We start from the raw sequence: 19,846 nt of genomic DNA, 5'->3' as shown, positions 1-19,846 counted from the left end.
GGCGCCGGACCTACTGCAGCGCCAGCGCAACGACATCGATGACGCCATCGGCGTCGTCCACCAGGTCTGGCGTCTGCGAGATAAAGTACTCCCGCTCATAACCGCCGACCCGCAGCACCTCGCGCTTCATCTTCATGAAGGCGCGCTTGCGCTCCGGATCCAATGGGCCATCCGCTTCATCGGTGAACAACGTCTGGAAAGGCTGCTGCGCATCCTGCGCCCGATACAGGGCGATTCCGCGCGTCAGGCACTCGTTGATCCAGACCTTTTGCCCACCCGACATCACGCCAAACTCCTTCGTGGTGTCGTTGTCAGCGTCGATCACGTTGATAGAGAAGCCCTCGCGCAGTTCGCCGCTGGCCAGCGCTGTCTGTGTCTGGATCGCGATGGTGAATCGCGGTCCGTAGCAGGCCAGGAGCAAGTCATTGACGATCTGAGTGATCGCCGGGCCCGCGTCATCGATAGACAGCGCGATCACGCCATCGTTGCCCAGGCCCTTCGCGAGCAGCTTCCACTGCGCAATCTGGTCGGACAGCGCCTGCGCCTTGGCTTCGAGGTTCGGCATGCCGACAAGCTCAACATCCAGACGCTCGCGCTCGGACACGAGCATGCTCTCCTGCCGAATCAACGCTTCAATCCGGCCGGCAATCGCAGCGACAGCCTCCCGGCTGGCGGCAATCTGGCGGTCCATGTGGGCCAGTATGCCGGTCACGTCCTCCGTGGCCAGCGTCGCCAGTTCCCGACGCACCGCTTCGACTTGGGATTGCACGTCCGCGATATCGCGCTTGTGGCGCTCAATGCGTGACGCATCCTCCTCGCTCAATGCCGTCAGATCGCGTTCGGCCTGCGCCAGTCCTTCACGCGCGGCGTCCAGCAACGGCTTCTTGGCAGCCATTGCCGTGAGTCGCTGCAGCAGTTGCTGATCACGAACCAGGTGAGCCTCCAATGCCGACAGTGCAGCGCGTGCCGTGGCACGCTCAGATAGCGAACCTTGCATCGATTGCACCTGCTCCAGCTTCTTTCGATAGCTTTCGCGCAGTGCTTTCACCGACACCACCTGCTCTCCGAGCTTCACCTTGGCATTACGAGCGTGTGCCAGTAACGGACACGTGGCGTGCATGGGATCATCACGGCATGGGACCGCTTCGATGACCTCGGCTTGCAGCTTCAACGAATCGGCCAACTTCGCACCTGCAACGCCTTGCTGCTCCAGGCCCTTGAGCTCTGTACTCAGCGCCGCGTGCTCGACCTGAACGGCGTCGAGCTTCTCCACGATCGCGCGCTGGCTGGCAATTTCGTCCTGCCTCCGGCCAATAGCCAGTTGCAGAACGTCTCGTTCGCCGGATGCCGCCTCAATGTCTGCGGCCTCCGCCAATACCGCACGATGGCCTGCCACTTGCCGATCCAAATCGCGCCGGCGTGTCGTAACACGTCCGGCGGCGACCTGTTCATCGTTGGTCAGCGATGTTGCACGCTGGTCCAACTCGCCCTTGCGCTGGTTCAGTTCCCGCAACCGCGCTTCGGTACCGGCATTGGCGGCCTGCTTCGCCGCCAGCGTCGCGCGCTCCTGCAGCAGCTTCGCACCCTTCGCTGTTTCGCTGTCACGTGCATTTCGCTCGGCGTCCAGGCCTTCACCCATCTGCCGGATCTCGCGCGCCACGACCACTGCCCGATCGCGCTTGCCCGTGAGGGTCAGCACGTCGCGCTGCAGGGTGTCGAGCGAGCGGGTAAGCAGCTTGGCGACCTCGCCTGCCTTCGCCGACAAGTCGCGCAAGTGATCGATCCCGAGCAGCTCGGCGAGCAGCTTCTTGATCTCGCTAGGTTGATAGCTGGCGAGCGGCCGCCTGTTTTGAGCAGAAAAAACGCTGGTGAAGAACGCCTCGAGAGACCCCAAGACGGTTTCGAGACACCGGTTGTAGGTGTCCGCCTTGCCGTCCGACAGCGTGCCGTCGGCCAGTTGCACCGGCTTCCAATCGCCATCGGCGTGCTTCTCAAACAGGTAATACTCGGCCTTCCGGCTCTTGCCAGGGTTACGAAAAGCGAACGCGGAGCGGTACGTCTTGCCGCCATGCTCCCATTCCAGGTCCTTCTCTGCGCGCGGGGCGCAGAGATGGTCCCAGTACGAGAACGCGTCGGCCGACATCTTGCTCGCGTGGCTCGGCATGATAGGAAACGGATGCAGGTTATCCATGATCGTCGTCTTCCCTGCCCCGTTGGGGCCGACAAGGGCGATCAGGCCGCCGGGCAGCGTCGACAGGTCGACGGTGACGCTATCACGATGCATACCATCGCGGATCCCGTGGAATCCGGCAAGCGTCAGCTTCAGTGGGCGCATTCGGACACCTCCGAGCCGTTGAAAGAATGGAGATAGTCGGACGGTACTTCCATCGCGCTCTCGTCCCATTGCGGCACATCGGGCAGCGAAGGTGCATCTTGCTCAGGCTTACCGGCGACCGCACGTTCGACGGAGCGACGCGCTGTTGAAAATTGCTTGCCTGCGAGCTTCATCACGGCGTCCCAGTCCTGATGGCCGGTGAGGGCTCGCAGTTCCAGCTCGCTCCACTGTGATGCCAGGCCGTTGGAGAACGACCAGATCAATTCCTGCAGTTCCTTGGACGGCGCCACGGCAAAGAAGGTGTTGCCACCCGCCTCACCCAAGGCCATCACCAGCATGTGGTCGCGCTTGGCGATCACAGCGCCGCGGCCTGGGCCGAACGGCTCATACATCATGCACTGCGTAAAGCCGTGCTGCTCGCAAAGGCGCTTGGCCATGTCCGAGCGGTTGATAAAGGTCTCTTCAATGAAGAGCCATTGGGGACCAGCCGGGTAGAGAATCATGTTGAGCACTCCAGAGTCGGACGGAGTGCGCCCGGACGGGAAGCACCCGTCTGGGTAGATAGAAAAGAAATGGATACTGCGGGGTCGATGCGTCAGGGACGCGGGTAAAACCAGTTTTCGACAACCTCAAAGGCTGTCGGAACATGGCTTTCGCAATGTTCTAGGGATTGGCGTATCGCTACGCAAAAAGATCGTCGGTCAACCAGTTCATTGGCGCCGCCGCGGTGGCAATGGGTGCTACCGGCTCCGCTAGCGATTCCAACAAGGCAGACGTCGCCTCGGGTGCGACGGCGGTTTCATCCAGGTCCAACTCGCTCAGTTTCGCAATGAAGGGCAGCGCGGCAGCTTCCACAACGCGGACCTCCTGCGTTACAGGGATGGACGTCTCCGCAAGACCAGCAAGCACTTGATCGGCAATCGCCTGTGCGTCGAGGTTTTCCAGCATCGAAAGATTGTCCAGCAACGGATTCGCGTCGACGCCCGTCAGTTCGCACCATCGTCCAACCTTCTCGGACAATGTTGCGGCCCGACTGATACCTTCGGCGCGACTGCGGACAGCCGGCAGCACACGTGCTTCCAGCTTGACTTCCGCACTGGCAGCGAAGACCGCTTCGATGGCCTCACGATCCACCAGTTGACGATGCTCCTCGTTGACTGTCCACCGCACGCGCACGTACTTGTGGGCAGCATCGGCAGCAATCTCGGCAAGCTTTGCCATGTCAGGCGGCCCGTCGAAGTCGATGCAGACGGCCTCGCTCGCCGGCGTCTTCACCTGGGTGGCTACCGCCTCTCCCGGTGAAACCTGCCACTGCAGATACCCCTTCGCTCCGATCTCGCCGTAGTGGAACCGTCCGATTGAGCCCGGGTAGGCAACCACCCTGCCCTCACGTTCCCACTGCTGGGCCCGGTGAATGTGGCCAAGCATGAACGCGTCGCAGCTGGCCTCGAACAGTGCCCCGATAGTGAACTCGTGGTCGAGTCCGGCCATCGGCACGCCGTGCTCCGTCTGGCAACCGTTGACGGTACCGTGTGAAACACCAATCGTGCGAACGCCCTGCGACCGCCATTGACGATTCACAGCACCCGCAGCCGCCAGATAGTCAGCCAGGTGATTACCCACCGCCGTCGCAGCGTTTGCCACGCCAGCCGCGGCCGCCAACACAGCCTTGTTGACCGTTGGCACGCAGGTGAACACAACGTCCGGCAGACCGTGCTGTGTCAGCAGCCGGTCCATTTCAACCTGGCTGAAAATCGCTCCATCGCTTGGAAAGAAAGCCCCGCCAACGAGCGCGACCTGGTGAATCCGATCCGCAACGTACACGGGATAACTTGCGCCGATCAGTCGAAACAGATCCAGCGTGCCGGGCGGTTCGTGGCTAAAGGTCCCTTGCAGCATGATGACCGGCAAGTGGGCCGACAACTGATGGATGCGCCGCGCCAGCGCCGAGAGTGCCGGCGTGTGGGCATCGAGCCGGTGGTCGGTCGAATCGCCCGACACCACAGCCACCTGGCAGCGACTTGCGATCGCGTCCTCTACAGCGAAGCCAAAACAACGATCCGCCTCGGCCAGATGACCAGGGGAGTAGTGCAAATCAGAGAAATGCGCAGCCAACAGGCTTTCGCCATCGTTGAGCATTGTGGAACCTCCAAGGGAATGTGCCGGCATGCGGCAAGAAAGAAGAAAGGGAAGCCCGTGGGCTTCCCTCAACTGCCGGCACAAGGCTGGCGATAGTTACGTAGCGACGTCGGCGGCGATGGCCGCCACCTGCTCACGGAATGCCATCGGATTGGCCAGCGCAGTGCGAAGTTCAGCCAAGAACCGCCGCACATCCTGATCCCGCTTGGACCAGCCACGTCCGAAGGTCGCCGCTGCAAAGGCTTTCAGCTGGCGGGTGCCATCCTCGCTGTTGAGCCCAAGGCGCTTCACGAGATCGAGGTATTCGCTCTCCAGGTTCTCGGTACCCGCCGTATCGGACGCGGGTGCCGAGCTAGCGGCCTGATCTACGCCAATCTCCGTTGCGCCGGCCTGCGGCGTAATGGTGGCGTCATCGGCCTGGCCGTCATCTGGCAGAGGATCTTCCCGGTCGCCTTCGAGCATCGAGGCGGCCTGTTCTGCCATCTCCAATGCCGGCGGGCGCCTGTCCGAACCATCAAGCAACGCAGCGATGTCGATCTCCGCGTCGAGCGTGATGAGCCATTGCATCTGGCGCACTGGCTGACCGGAGTCATCGATGCGGCTGATCTCGATCTCCTGTTTCGACATCCAGAACTTGATGCCGACCAGCTTGCCGCGAGCCATGAAAACGGTCTGCATGGCGGCGTGAGCCTTTTGCAGAACGTAAATCGAGGTCGTGGGCATTTCGATCAGACCGAGGCCAATAGCGGAGGGCACGGCAAAAAAGAAACTGGCCGAGAGGTTACAGTTACCGGCTTGGTACTGTGGGCACTCCTGCGGATCGCAAATGCCATCCTGGATGTGTTCGTCCTGACGCAGGATGACGGTGCGGCCGTTCCACGTGCGCTTTGCACGGTCGGCCCGCGCATCGCGGACGGGCGCAGCGTACATCTTGCAGTAGCGCCTGCCGTCAGGGCCGTACTCCGAGAAGTACTGCCTGCCGCTCTTCGTCCATGCAACGAGTTGGTTGGGCATGTTGCTCAGCCAATCGTCGAACGCAAAGACCAACGGAAAGCGCCAGAGTCGCCGTCCGTGACCATCATTTCGGTCCTCGCCGTAGCGCTGCACGATGTCTTGCGCCAGCGCCGGGTTGGCGAAGTCAGAACCCCGGCAGGTGAACCACGGGACGTTTTTTGGAACCATCGGCGTCTTGATGCCAGTCGCCCTGGTGATGTCGGCCGAAATGCGCTCGAAGCTCTCGCCTCTGGCCAGTCCGGCATCGTGAATCCTCACGGCTTCGGGCTTGTCGCGCGCAGCTCTGGTCAGGACCTTGATGCCGGGCCGGATCTTGCCAATGACAGGCGGCCGCATGGGCCGCTCTTCTAGCAGGCTTCGGCGTCCGCCGGGCTCGCTGTAGGTGATGGGTGCATGCATTCGCTCTTTCTCCTATCAAGGAAACGAACGACATTCGCCCGGATGGACGCAGCATGCTCCCGAAGGCGCAAGGCTGTGTCTGCCCCGCGCTGGGTCGTTACTAGATTGAGGAAGTTCGCTCTCGCGGCTTCCGGTAGACCGGCGACGTGAGCCGCCTCACAAAGTGCCCGCCACGCCTGCGGCATGTCCTTATATTCGGGACGGCGCAGGTTCAGCGTTGCCGCGATGGCGGCGGAAATCTCGGCGTTCTGGTGGTGCATCGGGTGCTCCTGGAATCGAGGTCTCTCATCCAGAAACAAAAAAAGCCCGCCCCGGTTTGCGCCGGCAGCGAGCTTTGTTAGACAGGAACCTGCAACGCCACGCCCCTTCCGGGGGCGTGGCATCGAGGGAGCGGCGCACGAATGCGCGCTGCTCTATGTTGAGGACGTAAAGTCGCCCTCGTGCAGCATGGTCACGCTGCACAACAACCCTTTTCGCGAACCCACAGGTTCGGCCGCAGGTTCACGGATCGGCTCGACGTCTGCCGTTCTGCCTAGGAGGGGCCTTTGAGAGAGCTCCACATGGTCCCAGGCTCGAACGGTGTCCTGCGTGCGCTCATGAAGAGGCACAGCAAGGAACGCGTATTACGAGCTGATGAGGGGGAAGTGTTCGGCGAAAACACTTAGCACAAGAAGTATCCACACTGGTAGCCAACCAGTCGGCGCGTGCACAGAAGCACGACTTGATTCAACAGATGGACTCACGAGGAGTCGGGGTCGATGCGTCAGAGACGCGAGGTGTGATTGAATTCTGACACAGAGGCCTCCTAAAAAAAGTCAAAAAGCTCGCGAATTTCGTATAGCTTTCTCGGGGCGGTCTCGGCCAATTCTCGCTCACAATTTGTTACTGAGAGAGATCCTATAACACATGGAACATGGCCGAACCCTCCCACCACCTGCCAGATGGTGAACCGCGCCCGGTACCCGTCGTTTCATCCGGTGACGTGCCACCTTCCCCTGCCTCCAGCTCGGGCCCGAAGCCGATCCGGCGAATGCTTAGCGAGACGCGCGTCTCGAAGATCGTTCCTCAAACGGATAGCGGCACAGAAATCGCCTATTGCACAGACTTCGTACGGAACTTCCTTCGCAGCGACTACAACTTTTGTGCAGCCAAGTTTTCTGTTGCTAGTAAGTCAAAAACGCTCGCACTGGACGAGGCATTCCGTGAAGCTCAGCAATGGATGGACAAAAAGCTAAGCTGGATCGAGGACAAGCCTCGCCGGTACATCAGCATGAAGTTCAGTGATCGGCAAATCGTTGTGACCCACCCGCTTGCCGGCCGGCTAATCCGATTGCTGAACCAGCATGATCGCTTAGTACATCGAGCCCTCGGCGCCTACGTCGCCCAAACCATCAACGACAAAGAAAAAGACGACGCCATTCTTGGCGCGGCTCGGCACATTCGAGCCATTCATCGGCTCTGCATCCCCGATAACGACAGATTCTCCCCGGATGGCAAGCTGTCTGACGGAGCATAAGGCGATCAACGAATAGGCATGAATAATGGACATTCAAGAACTGCAGAAGCTTCATAGTCAATACGCTCAGCCGCCCCTTACCATCGACGTTCAGTCTTCCGACGCCATCTCCATGGCCCCTGGGGTTCACGCTCTCCCCGGCCCGGATCAACCGAACACATCCAGCGAAAGTCAGGGGAACCTCGGCGCGTTGCAACGTAAAGCCCTGTTGGTCGGGCTTGTCCTCGTTATGGCGGCCGCTGCTTATGGCATTGGGAGCTGGATGGGATCTTCACAGAAGCGCAAACCGGTGGAAGAGCGCGAGCAGGCAGCTGCGCTACAAAACCGTACTGGCGTAACAGCATCGGACCACGAGTGGCCGGCAGCTTCCGCAGCTGTGCCTGGCAAGCCAGCGGATCCAGCCTCCGCACCGGTCGTCATCGAGCCGCAGAGCCAAGCCACGAACGTCCGAGCAACAACAACTCAGGAGCAGCCCGCCGAGCAGCGGCCTGAGGTAAAGCTACCGCCGAAGAAGCCGCAGGTCACGAATGCGCCCCACCCCGTCCAGCAAACTGCGCCGTCTCATCAGCCTGTGAAAGCGGTATTGCCGACCAAGCAGCAAGGCAATGAGATCACCCTTTTCTGAGAGCATTGGCCAATGACACAACCAGCAAATTTCAGCCTCATCCGACCAGGTCTCAGCATCCACGGAGATATCGTTGCAGATCACGGCATCAGTTGTTTCGGGCTCATTGATGGAGACCTACGCGCATCGCGGGGGTTGGTACACATCGGAGCGGAGGGACTGGTCCGAGGTATGGTGCAAGGCGAGCACGTCGTTATTGACGGCACTGTTGAGGGCGACGTCGCAGCAAGAACATCGCTTCATATCAACGGCAAGGTAAAAGGCCGCATCATGTACGCTGGCACGATACGCCTAGGCGTCTCCGCGTCTCTCGATGGCACAATTAGCCGCGTCTCATCGACGCTTTGCACGGATGCGACCGAAGCGACGATCGCTTCGTCGACAGCGATGGAAAGCGAGACCATCGAGGCCAAAGTCTGAGCGTGCTCATCGTAAAATCCCGAAAAGGCAGCACAAAAGCAACGTCTTTCTAAGGTAGCAAGCAAAAATAGGGGGCCAACACACGAGTGTGTCGGCCCCTTTTTATTCCCGCTACAGTTGCTTCATGCTGACGATCTCTTCGACTGTGAAGAGCCTTTTGACTGTGATCCAGGGTCCTGGATGGTCTGCTGCATCAAGAAAGGCGACAAGCGGTACGCGGCTGTCGATGATGCAATCAAATTTTCGTGCACCCCTCACGTAGTCCTCTATGAGGTAACGCTTTCCGTGGCGCAGTTCAAACTCCAACAAGTCCTGCTCGATGCAGATCCCTGCGATAGCGCCGTTTGCGGGCGTCGCAGCAACTCTGAGCCAAGCATCGAATGAATCGAATTGTTCTTGAAGTCGTACATTTGATAGCCACTCTTCAACGCGAACGGCAAGTCCGTGTCGCGGCAGCCTGTCGACTTTGATATGTAGTGGATGGGATTCCAAGGCATGCTCCCTGGTCCCTCCCCGTCGTACGCAGCCACGTCGAATCCTATTGCCATATGCAAGGTCGTCGCGCAACGCGATTATCTTGGCAAATGGAACAATCCGGCTCATGAGCTTCAATGCGGCGTAAGTAATAGACGATGGAGTTCCCAAAAAGAAAAAAGCCCCGGGGTCAGCCGGGGCTTCATACCTGAAACGACCACTCCAATACCAGACTACGGCATCGGAGCAGATCGCTTGAGGTCGGGTTTAGTAGAAGGGCTCCAGACCCGAAGGTCTTAGGCCGCGTCAGCTGCGAGTTCGAGGGCTGCGTCCCAAGCGCGCTGCTTGAGAATTGCGCCGGGGCCGAACCACGCCGAATCCAGACGGTTGCCAGGGTTGCGTGCACGCTGCTGGTGATCGACATACTCGGTCACGCTGTTCACGAGACCCCAGGCGGTGCCTGCAGCCGATTGCAGCGTTGCACCGCGGCCATTACCTTCGAAGAGACTGAGCACTGCCTTCAGGCCGCGCTCATTCATCTTGGGATTGTCCGAGGGCTTGGCAGTCGAGTAGGTGAAGAGTCGCTGGAAGAACCGCTCCGTCTCGGCCTGGCTGACCTTGCGGTCGGCCAGTTCGTGCATGTTGGCCATGAAGCCATCCCACGACGAAATGGCAATGCCAAGCTCTTCCTTCACGGCGCGCGGATCGAACTGGCTACGGTGCGGCACCTTCACGGCGCCACGGTTGCGGCCCAACGCGATCTGCAGCGTGTTGTTGCACACCACGCGAACCGAGGTGAACTGAGCAGTGGTGGCCAGCGTACCGTCGCAGGCCGTGGCCAGCAGCAGGTAGCCGCGCACCTCGTCACCGCCCTTGAGCGTGGCCGATTGTCCTGTGCGCGCGAGCGCCCAGAGCTTGCGGCCCTCCTTCAGCACACCAGCCGTTTCCAACTGGTATCCGCCTACCTGAACAAGGTCCCTATAGTCGGGTAGAGACAGGCCATTGCTGGTCCCATCCCCCCCTAAGAACCGTACGTGAGAGTTTCCCCTCATACGGCTCAAGCCTTTCAAAGCCCGCTTTCGCGAACCGGCTTCACTACCGTCAGACCAAGAACGTGAATCTGGCTATGGCAGTTCGGATGCACCATGATGAGATTGGTACGTCCATCCTTTCCGCCGTCGACCCGCCGAACGATGTGGTGAACGTGCCACCGTGACTCCTGCGTAATCGATTCGCGACAGATTGGACAATGACGATCCTGCTCCAACCAGAGGTTGATCAGCTTCTTCCTGCCCCTCAATGAGTTCTGCATCTTGAGGCTCACTCGGTCCTCAAAGTACGTCTCCCACTTCGGATCGAACGGATTTGCTTCCAACTTGATCGGCAGGTGTCGCCGAATGGGCGTGTCGGCTGCTTTTCGCAACGACTTCAGGATCGGCTTCCCGTCAGGGAATCTTTCACCTGTTGCCGCCGCGAACACCCAGCTTCGGGTGTCCACAGAGCGAAAATAGCGGTCCTTGATCCAACCACTACCTTTCTGCGGATGCCGACGGACGGCCCACTGCCACAACACACGCCAAATCTCATGATCGACACGAGCGAACGTCGCTTTCGCAACGACATGCTGGTGATAGTTCGCCCAGCCTTGAATCATCGGGTTGAGAATCCGGATCAGACGTTCCTGTTCCAGAGCCTTGCTCCTTTTGACCGCAGAGCGCACCTTTCCCAAGAAGGTCTCAACATTTGCTTTCGACGGCATGATTAACAACTTGCCGTTGTACTTGCGGATGTTTTGACCTAGAAAATCAAAGCCCTCGCTGATGTGCGTGATTTTGGTCTTCTCGGGCGAGAGTGTGAGCCCCCGTTCCCGCATGAATTCCTCAATGATCGGCATGACCTCTTGTTCCAGTAGCTCCTTGGAGCGTCCCGTCACGATAAAGTCGTCCGCATATCGCACGTAGTTGACCATCAGGCGAGTCTGTACACCGTTGGCGTACCGCTTTCTTCCGAAAGCGCTATCCAGTTTGGCTTCCAGCCCGTCCAAGACGAGGTTCGCCAGGGTTGGCGAAATGATGCCCCCTTGCGGGGTACCAGCTTCCGATGGGAAAAGTTGTCGATCTTCCATATAACCAGCGCTGAGCCACCTCTTGAGGACCTTTCGATCCGTGGGGACGTTGCCCAACAGCCAGTCATGGCTGATGTTGTCGAAGCAGCCCTTGATGTCGCCTTCGAGTACCCACTGTGCTGCAGCCTTCCTCGATAGTGCCGTAAAGCACTGTTCGATTGCATCAGCAGTGGCTCTCCCAGGTCGGAACCCAAATGAGCGCCGATCCGCTGTAGTCTCAGCCACGGGTTCAAGAGCAAGCAGGTAAAGCGCCTGCATCGCCCTGTCTTTCATGGTCGGGATACCCAGCGGTCGCATCTTCCCATTAGCTTTGGCAATATAAACACGCCTCAGCGGTTTGGGACGATACCCGCTCCGCTTCAGTGACAACATCGCTTGAGACTTGGCCTCCGGAGTAGACCACGTGAGACCGTCCACGCCCGGAGTCTTTTTGCCTTGGTTTTCGGTAACGCGTCTAACGGCCAATGCCTTGCCGCTAAACGAGTGGGTAAGAATCCATTGCAAGGCTTTCACCCTGCCGTGCTTTCCTTCCCGTGCTGCCTTTACGATACGCGCTTGGAGCCTTCGCACTTCACGGTGACACCTGGCCCAGTCGATGCTGTGCCATGGTACCGGTTCGCGAGAGGGCGCACCCGCGCAAGTAGCTTCTTGCGTAGTCATCTGCAATTCCCTCCTGAAGAAGGTTAGACAAGTTTTCTCGTAGAGAAAGACCATGTGGAAGTCTGCCCGCTTTCGCGTGAGGTAATGTTGCCTCGCGGCTCAACCCCTATCCGCCCTATTACCGGACGGCATTCGCTTTTTCCACACTCCTATACCCGCACCACCAACAGCATTCCTTGCGGTCCGCCTGCCCCGAGAGGCGGTGATACGGGCTTACCGTGTTTCGCGTGAGTAACGAGATGGGTTAGACCCTGCCTTTCCGCCGGCGGCCTTTATGTCCGTGTACCCCCAGAATTTAGGGAGATAACCGACCGCACACCTTTTGGTTCAAGCCTGTCAGCATCTTTGGCTTGTTGATCCTAACGACGTTTATTGGCAGTTCACTTGCGTTGGTCGTACCACCCAGCCTAGCGTTGCACCCGCATTGATGCTCGCAGGTGACACCTCGCCTCGCGGCGTCGATGCGGCCCGAAGGCCCAACTACATTGTCCCGGCAGCTTCAAACAGGACCGTTACCGGTTCTGCATGTGCCGGTAGGCTACTGATGACGGAACATCAGGTCCCTCAACAGGTTTCCCCGTTGGGACAATTACTCAAGCGACTTCACGTCGCACAAATTCTAGGATCTCGGCGGGTTGGACAACCTGGTACCGCTGCGATACCGTCGACAGCGGCTTGCCGTTGTCGGATCGGTACAGCACCTTCTGCTCAGGGAACGACTTGATCGGATCGAGGTCATGCGTGCCAACGCGGAACATCACGTCGGTCTCCTCGATGCGCCAGTTCATGCCTGCGGCTTCGGCCCAGACTTCGAGCGGCTGATGCTCGGCCAACCGGTTACCCAGGCCGTGCCAGGGGGTTGCGCCAGCGTAAGCCATCGTTTGAACGAGATGGGACATGGGATTGCTCCTAGAAATGGAATAGCGCGAGCGAGAGCCAGTGCTTTCGATCGCAAATGAAATAAAGGGAATGAAAAAAGAAGAGAAAGACGGCCGGGCCGGAAGCGCGGTCGCCTGGGAGACGCTCGCCATCACCGCCGGCAGCGATGAGTGACAACGCGCCGCGTGGCTACAGCAAGGTGAGGTACATCGGAATCGTGGAGATGCCCACGGAGCCGTCCCATCAGGGAGCGGTCCCTGTGGGCGGTTTCAAGAGATAACCGGCGTGCCGGCGTTTGGGTCGATGCGTCGGAGACGCGGGTAAAACTCGGTTTGGACTGAACGGTTTTCAGTGCAAACAGAGCTCTGTCGGTATCGCTAAGGCTATCGCGAAAGCGGTGTCGCGCACCCGTCGAAAGCTCGGCATTTGGGTAGCTGATTTGAGAAAAAACCCCCAGCCAAGACGGCCGGGGGGGTAATAATCATGCAATCGCCTCAGATGCGTTTTGCTCGAGGCGCGCGCGCGCGTAGTCCAGCGTACCGTCCTTGGCGCGCAACGGCCGCGAGATCCGCTTCACCGGATCGTGAATCCAGTAGCGTGTGACGCTTCCCCGCCGCTCGTCGAGGAGCCGCGAGAAGCCCGCAGCGATGCAGAAGTCAACATACTCGCGCCCGTTCATGGCCTGACCGGTTTCGAGTCGGTAGGTCGTGCCCTCGGCGCGCGACTTCGCGTCTGCGACCACCCTATCAGCCCGCTTGCGCGCTTTTGATATGGCAGCCTGGGCTTCCCACTCCGCTTGCTCGGCGAGCGAGAATCCGCACAGGTCGAACAGGCGCCGTCGCCGCTCGGCAGAAGTGCATTGCAGGACATCGACACCATACTCATCGCGCAGTGCGCGCTTCGACTCGGTGTTCCAGTCTTTGGGCCCGTCGAAGATGTCCAGCACCACCGCGATATTGCGCTCCATGACGGCCAGCGCGACCCGATTGGGCCACTCGTAGCCATACCCGTCACGCTCGATCACTGCCGCCCGCAATCGTCGATCCAGTTCGCGCTGGCTGATGTTGAACGCTTCGCGCTCTGCACCGGCCCTGTCCACAGCTTCCTGATATCGCCGCTGGCAAATCAGGGTGCGAATTCGCGCCGCCAGCTTCGTTGCCGGCTGAGCGTTCGCTCCCTCCAGAGGCTTGGGTGTGGGCATGGTCCGCGGTGGCAGGATGCCGGCCGCGTACAGCGCGTCGTCGACGTGCACATAGTTCCCGTCGCGCGGCACGTCTCGCAGCGCAGCGATCAGCTTGCCGACGTTGTGTGTCGTGATTTCCAGCTTCTCGCTGCGCATGGTTTGGCAGAGCGCTTGCAGAACGCTGGGCGACAATGCCCCGCGCAGCGCCGGCACCTCGATCAACGGACGCATCCACAACTCGGAGCGGGCGTGATGCGGGTTGTCGCGATAGGTGTTGATGATGCATTCGCGCACCTTTTCGCCACGCATCAGCGCATAAGCAACATGGACTTCGTGACGGCAGTTGGGAGGCGCGGTCGGGTGATACAACGGCCCGTTCGTGCCATAGCCAAAGCGGCGGAAAAACTCGCCGCAAATGAAGTCGGTAATGTCGAAATCCCCCTGGTCTTCGAAGAGGTCCACTGTCTGGAACAGCGGCCCGGCGTCGGCTTGGGACATATCGATGGCTTCTGCCGGAAAGTACGCCAGGCGGCCGGCGGCCACCACGGCGCCCCAGGCGGCGCGGCTCATCTCGTGGGGGCGCAAGATCTTGCCGCCGACACGAACAATGAAGCGATCAACCTCGTCGAGGATCAGGGAAAGGATGGCACGGCGGGTACCGGCCGGCCGAACGGCAAAATTGCCGCTGGCGAGTCGTTCGACAGGGATCGCACCGCGTTCAACGTGGCGCACTGCGATATCTTCGACACGCGGCGCAGCCTTGCCGTCGCGGTCATCGTTCAGATACTGCAGCACGCCAGCGAGCGTCGTGCGATGTTCGGCGCGCTGGCCGATGTGAATGACGTACATAGTGGCTCCAGGACGGAGCATGCCCCTTCGGGGACATGCCCCGATAGGGTTGGAAGGGATGGCTTATGCAGGCTCTGCCGCTCTCGCGACGTGGATCGCCTGTAGCAGTTCGGGGGAAGTGATGCGCCAGATGGCACCCCGGAGGTTGCCGACGGCAATCGTGCGAGTCGGCTGGAGGCAGTCTGAGTCGAGCAGCGCAACCACGGTCGACATAGGCAGGCGCCAGATGCCGACGATCACCTCATCGTCCGCAAGCGTTTCGCTGGGGACGTTAGCGGTGAAGGTCTCGTAGATATCGCCGGTCGTCATTTCGACCAGCGACAACGCAGGGCGGTCGTTGACTGCATAGACCTCCGCTGCGATGTGCAATGGACCGGGCGATCCGGCCAGACCGGTTCCGTCGATGGTGATGGGCATGGGAATCTCCCATAGGCCCACCGCCTTGCGGGATGGGCCCGCAAGGGTTGAAGGGATCGGTCAGGCGACGACGGCCGAGCGCCGCGCGGCTTTGCCACGACTGGCCACAACACGTGCCGCCGCGACTTCCGTAAGGATTTCGGCATCGACAATGCGCCAGACTTCGCCCCGGTCAAAGCCGACCTGGTTCCAACGGCCGGTTTGCACGAACTTGCCGGTTTCAAGCAAGGCAGCCTTGAGGTCGAGGGGCAGGATCCAATCGTCCGTGACGAGGATCTCGTCGTCGGCAAGCGTGGCATCAGGCAGATTCACCGACAGCACGCCGTAGGGCATGTCGTCATCAGCGCAGACAAACGAAATGGCTGCGCGAAGGTTGGTCGAATAGACGCTGGCGCGCAGCAGGACGCCAGCCGGGTAGCTGGCCAGGCCTGCGCCATAGACGGTACTGTTCATCGGGATGCATCCTTGGATGGGAGACGTCCCGACGGGACGGCGCCCGTGTGGGTGTAGAAAACAAAAAACGCACCCCGAGGGGTGCGTTCAAGCGGTGAGCCGACGAATCGGCTCCTGAGAAGGGATTGGCTAGTCCTTGTGGATGCGGCGGCCGTTGCGGTCAGCCCACAGCATGTATGCCGCGATCAGCAGGCCCAGCAACAGAACAAATGGTCCAAACATCACTTTTCTCCTTTAGAGAGGACAGCGCCTACGGCGAATAGTACAACACCGAACGCCAGAAGGCTTGCGCAGTTCACGACGGATGTTGCGGTCCAACCAGGCAAGCCTGCTCCGTAGCCAACAGCACCAACTACCGCCGATATCGACAGCGTGTGGCAATAGCGGCCATGCTGCAGGCGCTGGTCCTTCGTCGGTGCAATGACCGAGGATTTGAGCTCGTCCAGGAACCCGGGACGCGTGGCATGCGAGCGGTCGACGCGGTACGCCCCCGTTTCGTCACGAACGAGCGGGTATTCGAAGCCGCGCTCGACAAGCAGAAGCACATGCTCGTCACCGCTGGCGCCGATCTGCTCGACCAACGATGTGATACGCGCCGGCACGGCGACGAGATTCTGTGAACCTTCATACCGGACCGAACAGGAGACTTCGACCCCGTTCGTGGCGCGAAAAACCACCTTTGCAATGCGCGACATGAGCAGCTCCTCAGCCGCGCCGGCCGGCCACCACGCGCAGCGTAGCGACCAGATTGGCGTAGCCTTGCTCGCTGGCCAGCGAATCAACGCTGACCGCGTTATCTCGGCCGCCGGTGAGGTCATGGCGACCGCGGCATGTCCGGTAGGACATAAGCACGCCACCTTCGGCACCAGCGGGATGCTGGATCTCGATGAGCAGCGAGTCGGTATGCAACGCGAACACGTTGACATCGCGACGACGCTGGCGATGCTCGCGGATGGTGTATTCGCGCGGGCTGAGCGCCATGTCGCCGGCGAAACGACGGAGAACACGGCAAGCATCCCGACGAATTGCCTGGCAGGCTGTGGAATTGGTCGGTTGGTGCCGACGGGTAAAGGACTTGGGGACTTTCATGGGAGCCTCGATATAGACGGGACATCCCTTCCCCATGGGACGAGTGTCCCAGCTGGGTTGGTGGTCCGGACGATGCCGGACATGGGTCGATGCGTCAGTGACGCGGGTGAAAACGACTTGCCGAAGCCTCAGGGCTTGGGCAAGCCCTCTCGGGCATGCACGCTGCGATGTCAGGTGACGTCGAGCAATTTACTGATCGCACGAACGAGATCCCAGCCATGCTGTTGGGACAACGTCTTGCCGATCAGGAGCTTTTGCAGGGCTGTCGTGCGCTTTGGAGCCTCACCGGCATAGCCGATGTGGTCAACATAGACAATCCAGCCTTCCGACGTCCCTCTGTAAAGAGAAACGGCGAGACGATCGCGTGCGCCGAGTTTCGGCCACGGCCGATCCGGCTTAGGACCATACAGGGCTTCGTTGCCATCGCCCGGAAAGTTGGCGGAATCCAGCCATTCCGGCTCCAGCTCGGTACCCCGGAGGGCCGCTGTGATCTGGTCCAAGACCTCTGCAATCGATTTGCCATCGGTGAGGACGGGCGAGAATTTCGGGGGTGCGTCTGCCACGGGTGGCATAAATAGCTCCGATGGACGCACGGAGCCCCGCACGGGGACTCCGTGCGGGGAAGGTGAAAGAATTTGGGGATCCGACTGGAACCCGATTGAATTAGCGCGTCAGACGGTAACCGCCACCGGACGCCACGAGGTAGAGCTGCTGCCCCGTGACGAACTGTTGGTCGGCATCCTGCGTGACGGCGATCTGGCTGCCATTCTCCTTGCGGACAATGACTTCCAGGCCTTCGCGGCGGTTCATGCGGCTAGCCACAGCTTGCGCTGCAACAGCCGACACCGTGCCGGACATCGCGCCGGCAATGTAACGTCCATTGCCGCCGCCAATGACACGGGCACCGAGCAGGCCACCCACGACCGCCCCAACGATACCGGGGACGCCGCTATTGGCCGACGTGTAGCCATCGCTGTCGACGATCGTGACCTGGCGGACACGGACGACAGTGACAACTTCAACGGCGCCAGTGCGCAGAGCTTCCGAACTGCGATAGGCATTCGGAGACGTCTGCTGGACAGCGCAGCCGGTGAAGATGACCGAGCAAAGGAAAAGCGAAACGATGCGCTTGAACATGATGGCCTCAAATGAAAAAAGGGCCAACATGCCCACGGGCAGGAAGGCCCGTAGGTGGGAGAAGAAAAAAGCTGTCCGGCTATACAACCGGAAGTGTCGATGCGTCTGAGACGCGGTAGGTGCACGAATCTTAGCAGCCGTTACAGGAATCAGCAACGATTGATGCGCGCGATTGCCAGGGCATCCACGAGTGAGATGCCGTACTCCGCAGCGGGGTCTGCATGGAGCCAGAGCGGGGAACCGCATAGGGGGTTGAAAATCTCTTCGCCCCCCGAGACGAATACCAGTCGCGGAAGCGGTTCTCCACTTTCATCGTCATGCATGGTGATGTACAGCCCGAGCCGCGGATAGCGACCGTGGTACCGTGCGAGGTCAGCGACCGTCGCACCGCGCAAGCTTCCAGCATCAGCGCCGAAGAACCGGAAGCCCGGAACGGAAACCTCGCGACCGAGCTGCCGCGTCAATGCAAATGCGCGCTTGGCAGTCATGATGGCAAGGTATTGTGCCAACCCGTAGACGTCGAAGACGAACTGGTTGGCCAGCTTGCCCGTTACCGCGCCGACCGCCCCATGCGAGGCAAATTCCCAATACGCCGCGTAGCCCATGTACACGAAGACTTGCACAAAAATCAAGGCGGCGGCCGCATAGTCGTCGACACGCCTCATCGCCTGAGAATCAACAGCGACTGTGCGCGAGCGGACAACACCCCAGAAAAACCAGCTGATTGCTACCAGCATGGCCGGAAACCCGATGGCGGCAAGGAAATGCTCGCCGCAGGCCATGAGCTCCCGTGGAATGGCTAGCCAATCCGCCGCGTAGTAGCCCTTGTATTCGAAGTATCGGAAGGCGCGCGACGCCAAAGCAACGCCGCAGAATCCAACGGCGAGACGAATATTTGTGAGAAGAAACTTTCTAGCGTTCATCGTTGGAGAGAAGAGGAAGGAGACGCGCCGCCTCACAAGGCCAGGCGGCACGTTTCGCATTGCGGGTCAGGCGAACGAGTCCAGGCGGATTGACGTTGCGTTCACGGTGATGCGGACCTTCTGAGTCGCAGGGATTTCCAGCGCCTTGCGCAAGTCGACCAGCGGCAAGTGCTCACCAAAGTCATCGCCACCGAAACTGCGGCGCGCGTTTTCATAGAAATCGGCGTCCTTCGCAGGATTGCAGCCCTTGAAATAGAACAGGCACTGCTTATCGGGCGTGGCACCCGTGCTGTAGCCGACATACGCACCGTGGTCCTTCGCGATGAAAAACTGGTCCGAACCAGCCGCATCGCAGAAGGCGACGAGCGATGCGACCTGCGTGCGGGAAAGAGTGATCTGAGGCATGAAAGTGCTCCTAGAGATGGGCGGAGCACTCCCCCAGCGGGATGTGCCCGCGATGGGTGAAAGAGAAGGTTAGAAACTCAGACGCCGCCGACTTCGCGGGCCAGTTGGTCCAGCATCGCTTCGATGATTCGCTCGCGCCGCGCTTGCTGCGGCAACGCATTGAATCCCTCGCCATCGGCGAGATACGTGAGCGCGTCGACAACGGCAATCCATTCGCTGGACTGCACAGCAATCCGAACCGCTCCCGGCAACGGAAGCCGCTGGCTTGCAATGGCCAGCACGGCATCGAACCGAGACAGGTCCAGCCGACGACGGCAGTCCAGGCGCTGTTCGATATAGCCGGACAACCGGAAGGACGCATACGCACACAGCGCAACGTGATCCTCGTCTGCCAGAGCTTGCATCCATTCGAGTGCCGCCGTTCGGACCATCACGTGCAACGACTGCCCGTGAATGGCAGGGACGGTATCGTGACGCGCCAACTGCCATCCCCAACCGAAACCGACGGCGTAGAGATCCATCAGCTTTCCGTCGACGATGTGGGGTTCGGCGTCAAACCATTCGGTACGGCTTCCTTCGACGTGCCGCACCGCATTGCGCGACTCACTGAAGGTTAGATCCGGCAACAGCTCGCAAAGCCGCTGCACATCCGCACGACTAAACATGGGATATGTCAGCGTGTGCCACGGCTTGCCGTTCCAATAACCAGTAGCGATAACGCCAGCAGACAGCCAGGGGCCCGTCACGAAAATGCGACGAAAGGCCGACTGGGCCGGGACTTGAGGGGTGGAAATGCTCATGTAG

20 protein-coding genes and 2 pseudogenes are annotated in these 19,846 nt (G+C 60.2%); 3 read left to right on the top strand and 19 right to left on the bottom strand.

Features of this window, described 5'->3' with window-relative positions; all coding sequences use genetic code 11:
* Window positions 1-10: 10 nt before the first annotated feature.
* The 5 genes from FFS21_RS07600 to FFS21_RS32850 all read right to left on the bottom strand — a co-directional run bounded on the left by FFS21_RS07600 (window position 11) and on the right by FFS21_RS32850 (window position 6,072).
* Complete coding sequence (locus FFS21_RS07600) at window positions 11-2,335, bottom strand: sbcc family protein (RefSeq protein ID WP_137924303.1); 2,325 nt, start codon at window positions 2,333-2,335, stop codon at window positions 11-13.
* A complete protein-coding gene (locus FFS21_RS07595) occupies window positions 2,323-2,838 on the bottom strand; it encodes a hypothetical protein (RefSeq protein ID WP_137924302.1) in 516 nt (171 codons plus the stop codon). Before FFS21_RS07595 ends, FFS21_RS07600 begins: the two co-directional genes overlap by 13 nt.
* 178 nt (window positions 2,839-3,016) lie before the next feature.
* The gene (locus FFS21_RS07590) at window positions 3,017-4,474 is read right to left on the bottom strand and encodes a metallophosphoesterase family protein (RefSeq protein ID WP_137924301.1); all 1,458 of its coding nucleotides are present in this window, start codon (window positions 4,472-4,474) and stop codon (window positions 3,017-3,019) included.
* Window positions 4,475-4,570: 96 nt separating this feature from the next.
* Window positions 4,571-5,887, bottom strand: a complete 1,317-nt coding sequence (locus tag FFS21_RS07585; protein WP_370459395.1) for a recombination directionality factor — start codon at window positions 5,885-5,887, stop codon at window positions 4,571-4,573.
* Complete coding sequence (locus FFS21_RS32850) at window positions 5,836-6,072, bottom strand: DUF7696 family protein (RefSeq protein ID WP_502705156.1); 237 nt, start codon at window positions 6,070-6,072, stop codon at window positions 5,836-5,838. Before FFS21_RS32850 ends, FFS21_RS07585 begins: the two co-directional genes overlap by 52 nt.
* A gap of 728 nt (window positions 6,073-6,800) precedes the next feature.
* On the opposite strand from FFS21_RS32850, the gene FFS21_RS07575 reads away from it, so the two are divergent.
* The 3 genes from FFS21_RS07575 to FFS21_RS07565 are packed head-to-tail and all read left to right on the top strand — an operon-like array spanning window position 6,801 to window position 8,448.
* Window positions 6,801-7,403, top strand: a complete 603-nt coding sequence (locus tag FFS21_RS07575) for a hypothetical protein (RefSeq protein WP_137924299.1) — start codon at window positions 6,801-6,803, stop codon at window positions 7,401-7,403.
* 25 nt (window positions 7,404-7,428) lie between these two features.
* Window positions 7,429-8,028, top strand: a complete 600-nt coding sequence (locus FFS21_RS07570; protein ID WP_137924298.1) for a hypothetical protein — start codon at window positions 7,429-7,431, stop codon at window positions 8,026-8,028.
* Window positions 8,029-8,040: 12 nt separating this feature from the next.
* On the top strand, window positions 8,041-8,448 hold the full coding sequence (locus FFS21_RS07565; protein WP_137924297.1) for a bactofilin family protein: 408 nt from the start codon (window positions 8,041-8,043) through the stop codon (window positions 8,446-8,448).
* A gap of 111 nt (window positions 8,449-8,559) precedes the next feature.
* Here the strand turns inward: FFS21_RS07565 and FFS21_RS07560 are convergent, their stop codons facing one another.
* The 14 genes and pseudogenes from FFS21_RS07560 to FFS21_RS07495 all read right to left on the bottom strand — a co-directional run bounded on the left by FFS21_RS07560 (window position 8,560) and on the right by FFS21_RS07495 (window position 19,842).
* Complete coding sequence (locus tag FFS21_RS07560; protein WP_137924296.1) at window positions 8,560-8,940, bottom strand: hypothetical protein; 381 nt, start codon at window positions 8,938-8,940, stop codon at window positions 8,560-8,562.
* A gap of 278 nt (window positions 8,941-9,218) precedes the next feature.
* Window positions 9,219-9,905, bottom strand: a pseudogene (locus tag FFS21_RS07555) (DUF932 domain-containing protein); the annotation flags it as partial.
* Window positions 9,906-9,988: 83 nt separating this feature from the next.
* The gene (ltrA, locus tag FFS21_RS07550) at window positions 9,989-11,707 is read right to left on the bottom strand and encodes a group II intron reverse transcriptase/maturase (protein ID WP_137924295.1); all 1,719 of its coding nucleotides are present in this window, start codon (window positions 11,705-11,707) and stop codon (window positions 9,989-9,991) included.
* Between the two features lie 608 nt (window positions 11,708-12,315).
* Window positions 12,316-12,606, bottom strand: a pseudogene (locus FFS21_RS07545) (DUF932 domain-containing protein); the annotation flags it as partial.
* Window positions 12,607-13,067: 461 nt separating this feature from the next.
* Complete coding sequence (locus tag FFS21_RS07540) at window positions 13,068-14,618, bottom strand: hypothetical protein (protein ID WP_137924294.1); 1,551 nt, start codon at window positions 14,616-14,618, stop codon at window positions 13,068-13,070.
* 63 nt (window positions 14,619-14,681) lie between these two features.
* Window positions 14,682-15,035: a hypothetical protein gene (locus FFS21_RS07535; protein ID WP_137924293.1), complete on the bottom strand. Its 354-nt coding sequence runs from the start codon at window positions 15,033-15,035 to the stop codon at window positions 14,682-14,684.
* A gap of 60 nt (window positions 15,036-15,095) precedes the next feature.
* Window positions 15,096-15,488, bottom strand: a complete 393-nt coding sequence (locus FFS21_RS07530) for a hypothetical protein (RefSeq protein WP_137924292.1) — start codon at window positions 15,486-15,488, stop codon at window positions 15,096-15,098.
* A gap of 221 nt (window positions 15,489-15,709) precedes the next feature.
* Window positions 15,710-16,183 carry a hypothetical protein gene (locus FFS21_RS07525; RefSeq protein WP_137924291.1) on the bottom strand — a complete coding sequence of 158 codons (474 nt, stop codon included), beginning with the start codon at window positions 16,181-16,183 and terminating at the stop codon, window positions 15,710-15,712.
* Window positions 16,184-16,193: 10 nt separating this feature from the next.
* Window positions 16,194-16,469 carry a hypothetical protein gene (locus FFS21_RS07520; protein ID WP_237380985.1) on the bottom strand — a complete coding sequence of 92 codons (276 nt, stop codon included), beginning with the start codon at window positions 16,467-16,469 and terminating at the stop codon, window positions 16,194-16,196.
* Window positions 16,470-16,747: 278 nt separating this feature from the next.
* Window positions 16,748-17,077, bottom strand: a complete 330-nt coding sequence (locus FFS21_RS07515) for a hypothetical protein (protein WP_237380986.1) — start codon at window positions 17,075-17,077, stop codon at window positions 16,748-16,750.
* 163 nt (window positions 17,078-17,240) lie between these two features.
* On the bottom strand, window positions 17,241-17,714 hold the full coding sequence (locus FFS21_RS07510) for an outer membrane lipoprotein (RefSeq protein ID WP_237380987.1): 474 nt from the start codon (window positions 17,712-17,714) through the stop codon (window positions 17,241-17,243).
* Between the two features lie 149 nt (window positions 17,715-17,863).
* Entirely contained in the window at window positions 17,864-18,637 is a 774-nt protein-coding gene (locus FFS21_RS07505; RefSeq protein ID WP_137924287.1) for a hypothetical protein, read from the bottom strand.
* Window positions 18,638-18,703: 66 nt separating this feature from the next.
* On the bottom strand, window positions 18,704-19,042 hold the full coding sequence (locus FFS21_RS07500) for a DUF3085 domain-containing protein (protein WP_137924286.1): 339 nt from the start codon (window positions 19,040-19,042) through the stop codon (window positions 18,704-18,706).
* Between the two features lie 77 nt (window positions 19,043-19,119).
* Window positions 19,120-19,842: a hypothetical protein gene (locus FFS21_RS07495; protein WP_137924285.1), complete on the bottom strand. Its 723-nt coding sequence runs from the start codon at window positions 19,840-19,842 to the stop codon at window positions 19,120-19,122.
* Between the last annotated feature and the right edge of the window lie 4 nt (window positions 19,843-19,846).

The sequence above is a fragment of the Cupriavidus sp. 2SB genome (assembly GCF_005503625.1).
GTDB lineage: Bacteria > Pseudomonadota > Gammaproteobacteria > Burkholderiales > Burkholderiaceae > Cupriavidus.
Note: the sequence above shows the minus strand (reverse complement) of the source record. Positions and strands in the feature narration are given on the sequence as shown.

Coding starts and splice junctions, on each gene's coding strand:
- FFS21_RS07600 (WP_137924303.1), bottom strand. CDS start 2,335: ATGCGCCCACTGAAGCTGACGCTTGCCGGATTCCACGGGATCCGCGAT.
- FFS21_RS07595 (WP_137924302.1), bottom strand. CDS start 2,838: ATGATTCTCTACCCGGCTGGTCCCCAATGGCTCTTCATTGAAGAGACC.
- FFS21_RS07590 (WP_137924301.1), bottom strand. CDS start 4,474: ATGCTCAACGATGGCGAAAGCCTGTTGGCTGCGCATTTCTCTGATTTG.
- FFS21_RS07585 (WP_370459395.1), bottom strand. CDS start 5,887: ATGCATGCACCCATCACCTACAGCGAGCCCGGCGGACGCCGAAGCCTG.
- FFS21_RS32850 (WP_502705156.1), bottom strand. CDS start 6,072: ATGCCGCAGGCGTGGCGGGCACTTTGTGAGGCGGCTCACGTCGCCGGT.
- FFS21_RS07575 (WP_137924299.1), top strand. CDS start 6,801: ATGGCCGAACCCTCCCACCACCTGCCAGATGGTGAACCGCGCCCGGTA.
- FFS21_RS07570 (WP_137924298.1), top strand. CDS start 7,429: ATGGACATTCAAGAACTGCAGAAGCTTCATAGTCAATACGCTCAGCCG.
- FFS21_RS07565 (WP_137924297.1), top strand. CDS start 8,041: ATGACACAACCAGCAAATTTCAGCCTCATCCGACCAGGTCTCAGCATC.
- ltrA (WP_137924295.1), bottom strand. CDS start 11,707: ATGACTACGCAAGAAGCTACTTGCGCGGGTGCGCCCTCTCGCGAACCG.
- FFS21_RS07540 (WP_137924294.1), bottom strand. CDS start 14,618: ATGTACGTCATTCACATCGGCCAGCGCGCCGAACATCGCACGACGCTC.
- FFS21_RS07535 (WP_137924293.1), bottom strand. CDS start 15,035: ATGCCCATCACCATCGACGGAACCGGTCTGGCCGGATCGCCCGGTCCA.
- FFS21_RS07530 (WP_137924292.1), bottom strand. CDS start 15,488: ATGAACAGTACCGTCTATGGCGCAGGCCTGGCCAGCTACCCGGCTGGC.
- FFS21_RS07525 (WP_137924291.1), bottom strand. CDS start 16,183: ATGTCGCGCATTGCAAAGGTGGTTTTTCGCGCCACGAACGGGGTCGAA.
- FFS21_RS07520 (WP_237380985.1), bottom strand. CDS start 16,469: ATGGCGCTCAGCCCGCGCGAATACACCATCCGCGAGCATCGCCAGCGT.
- FFS21_RS07510 (WP_237380987.1), bottom strand. CDS start 17,714: ATGTTCAAGCGCATCGTTTCGCTTTTCCTTTGCTCGGTCATCTTCACC.
- FFS21_RS07505 (WP_137924287.1), bottom strand. CDS start 18,637: ATGAACGCTAGAAAGTTTCTTCTCACAAATATTCGTCTCGCCGTTGGA.
- FFS21_RS07500 (WP_137924286.1), bottom strand. CDS start 19,042: ATGCCTCAGATCACTCTTTCCCGCACGCAGGTCGCATCGCTCGTCGCC.
- FFS21_RS07495 (WP_137924285.1), bottom strand. CDS start 19,842: ATGAGCATTTCCACCCCTCAAGTCCCGGCCCAGTCGGCCTTTCGTCGC.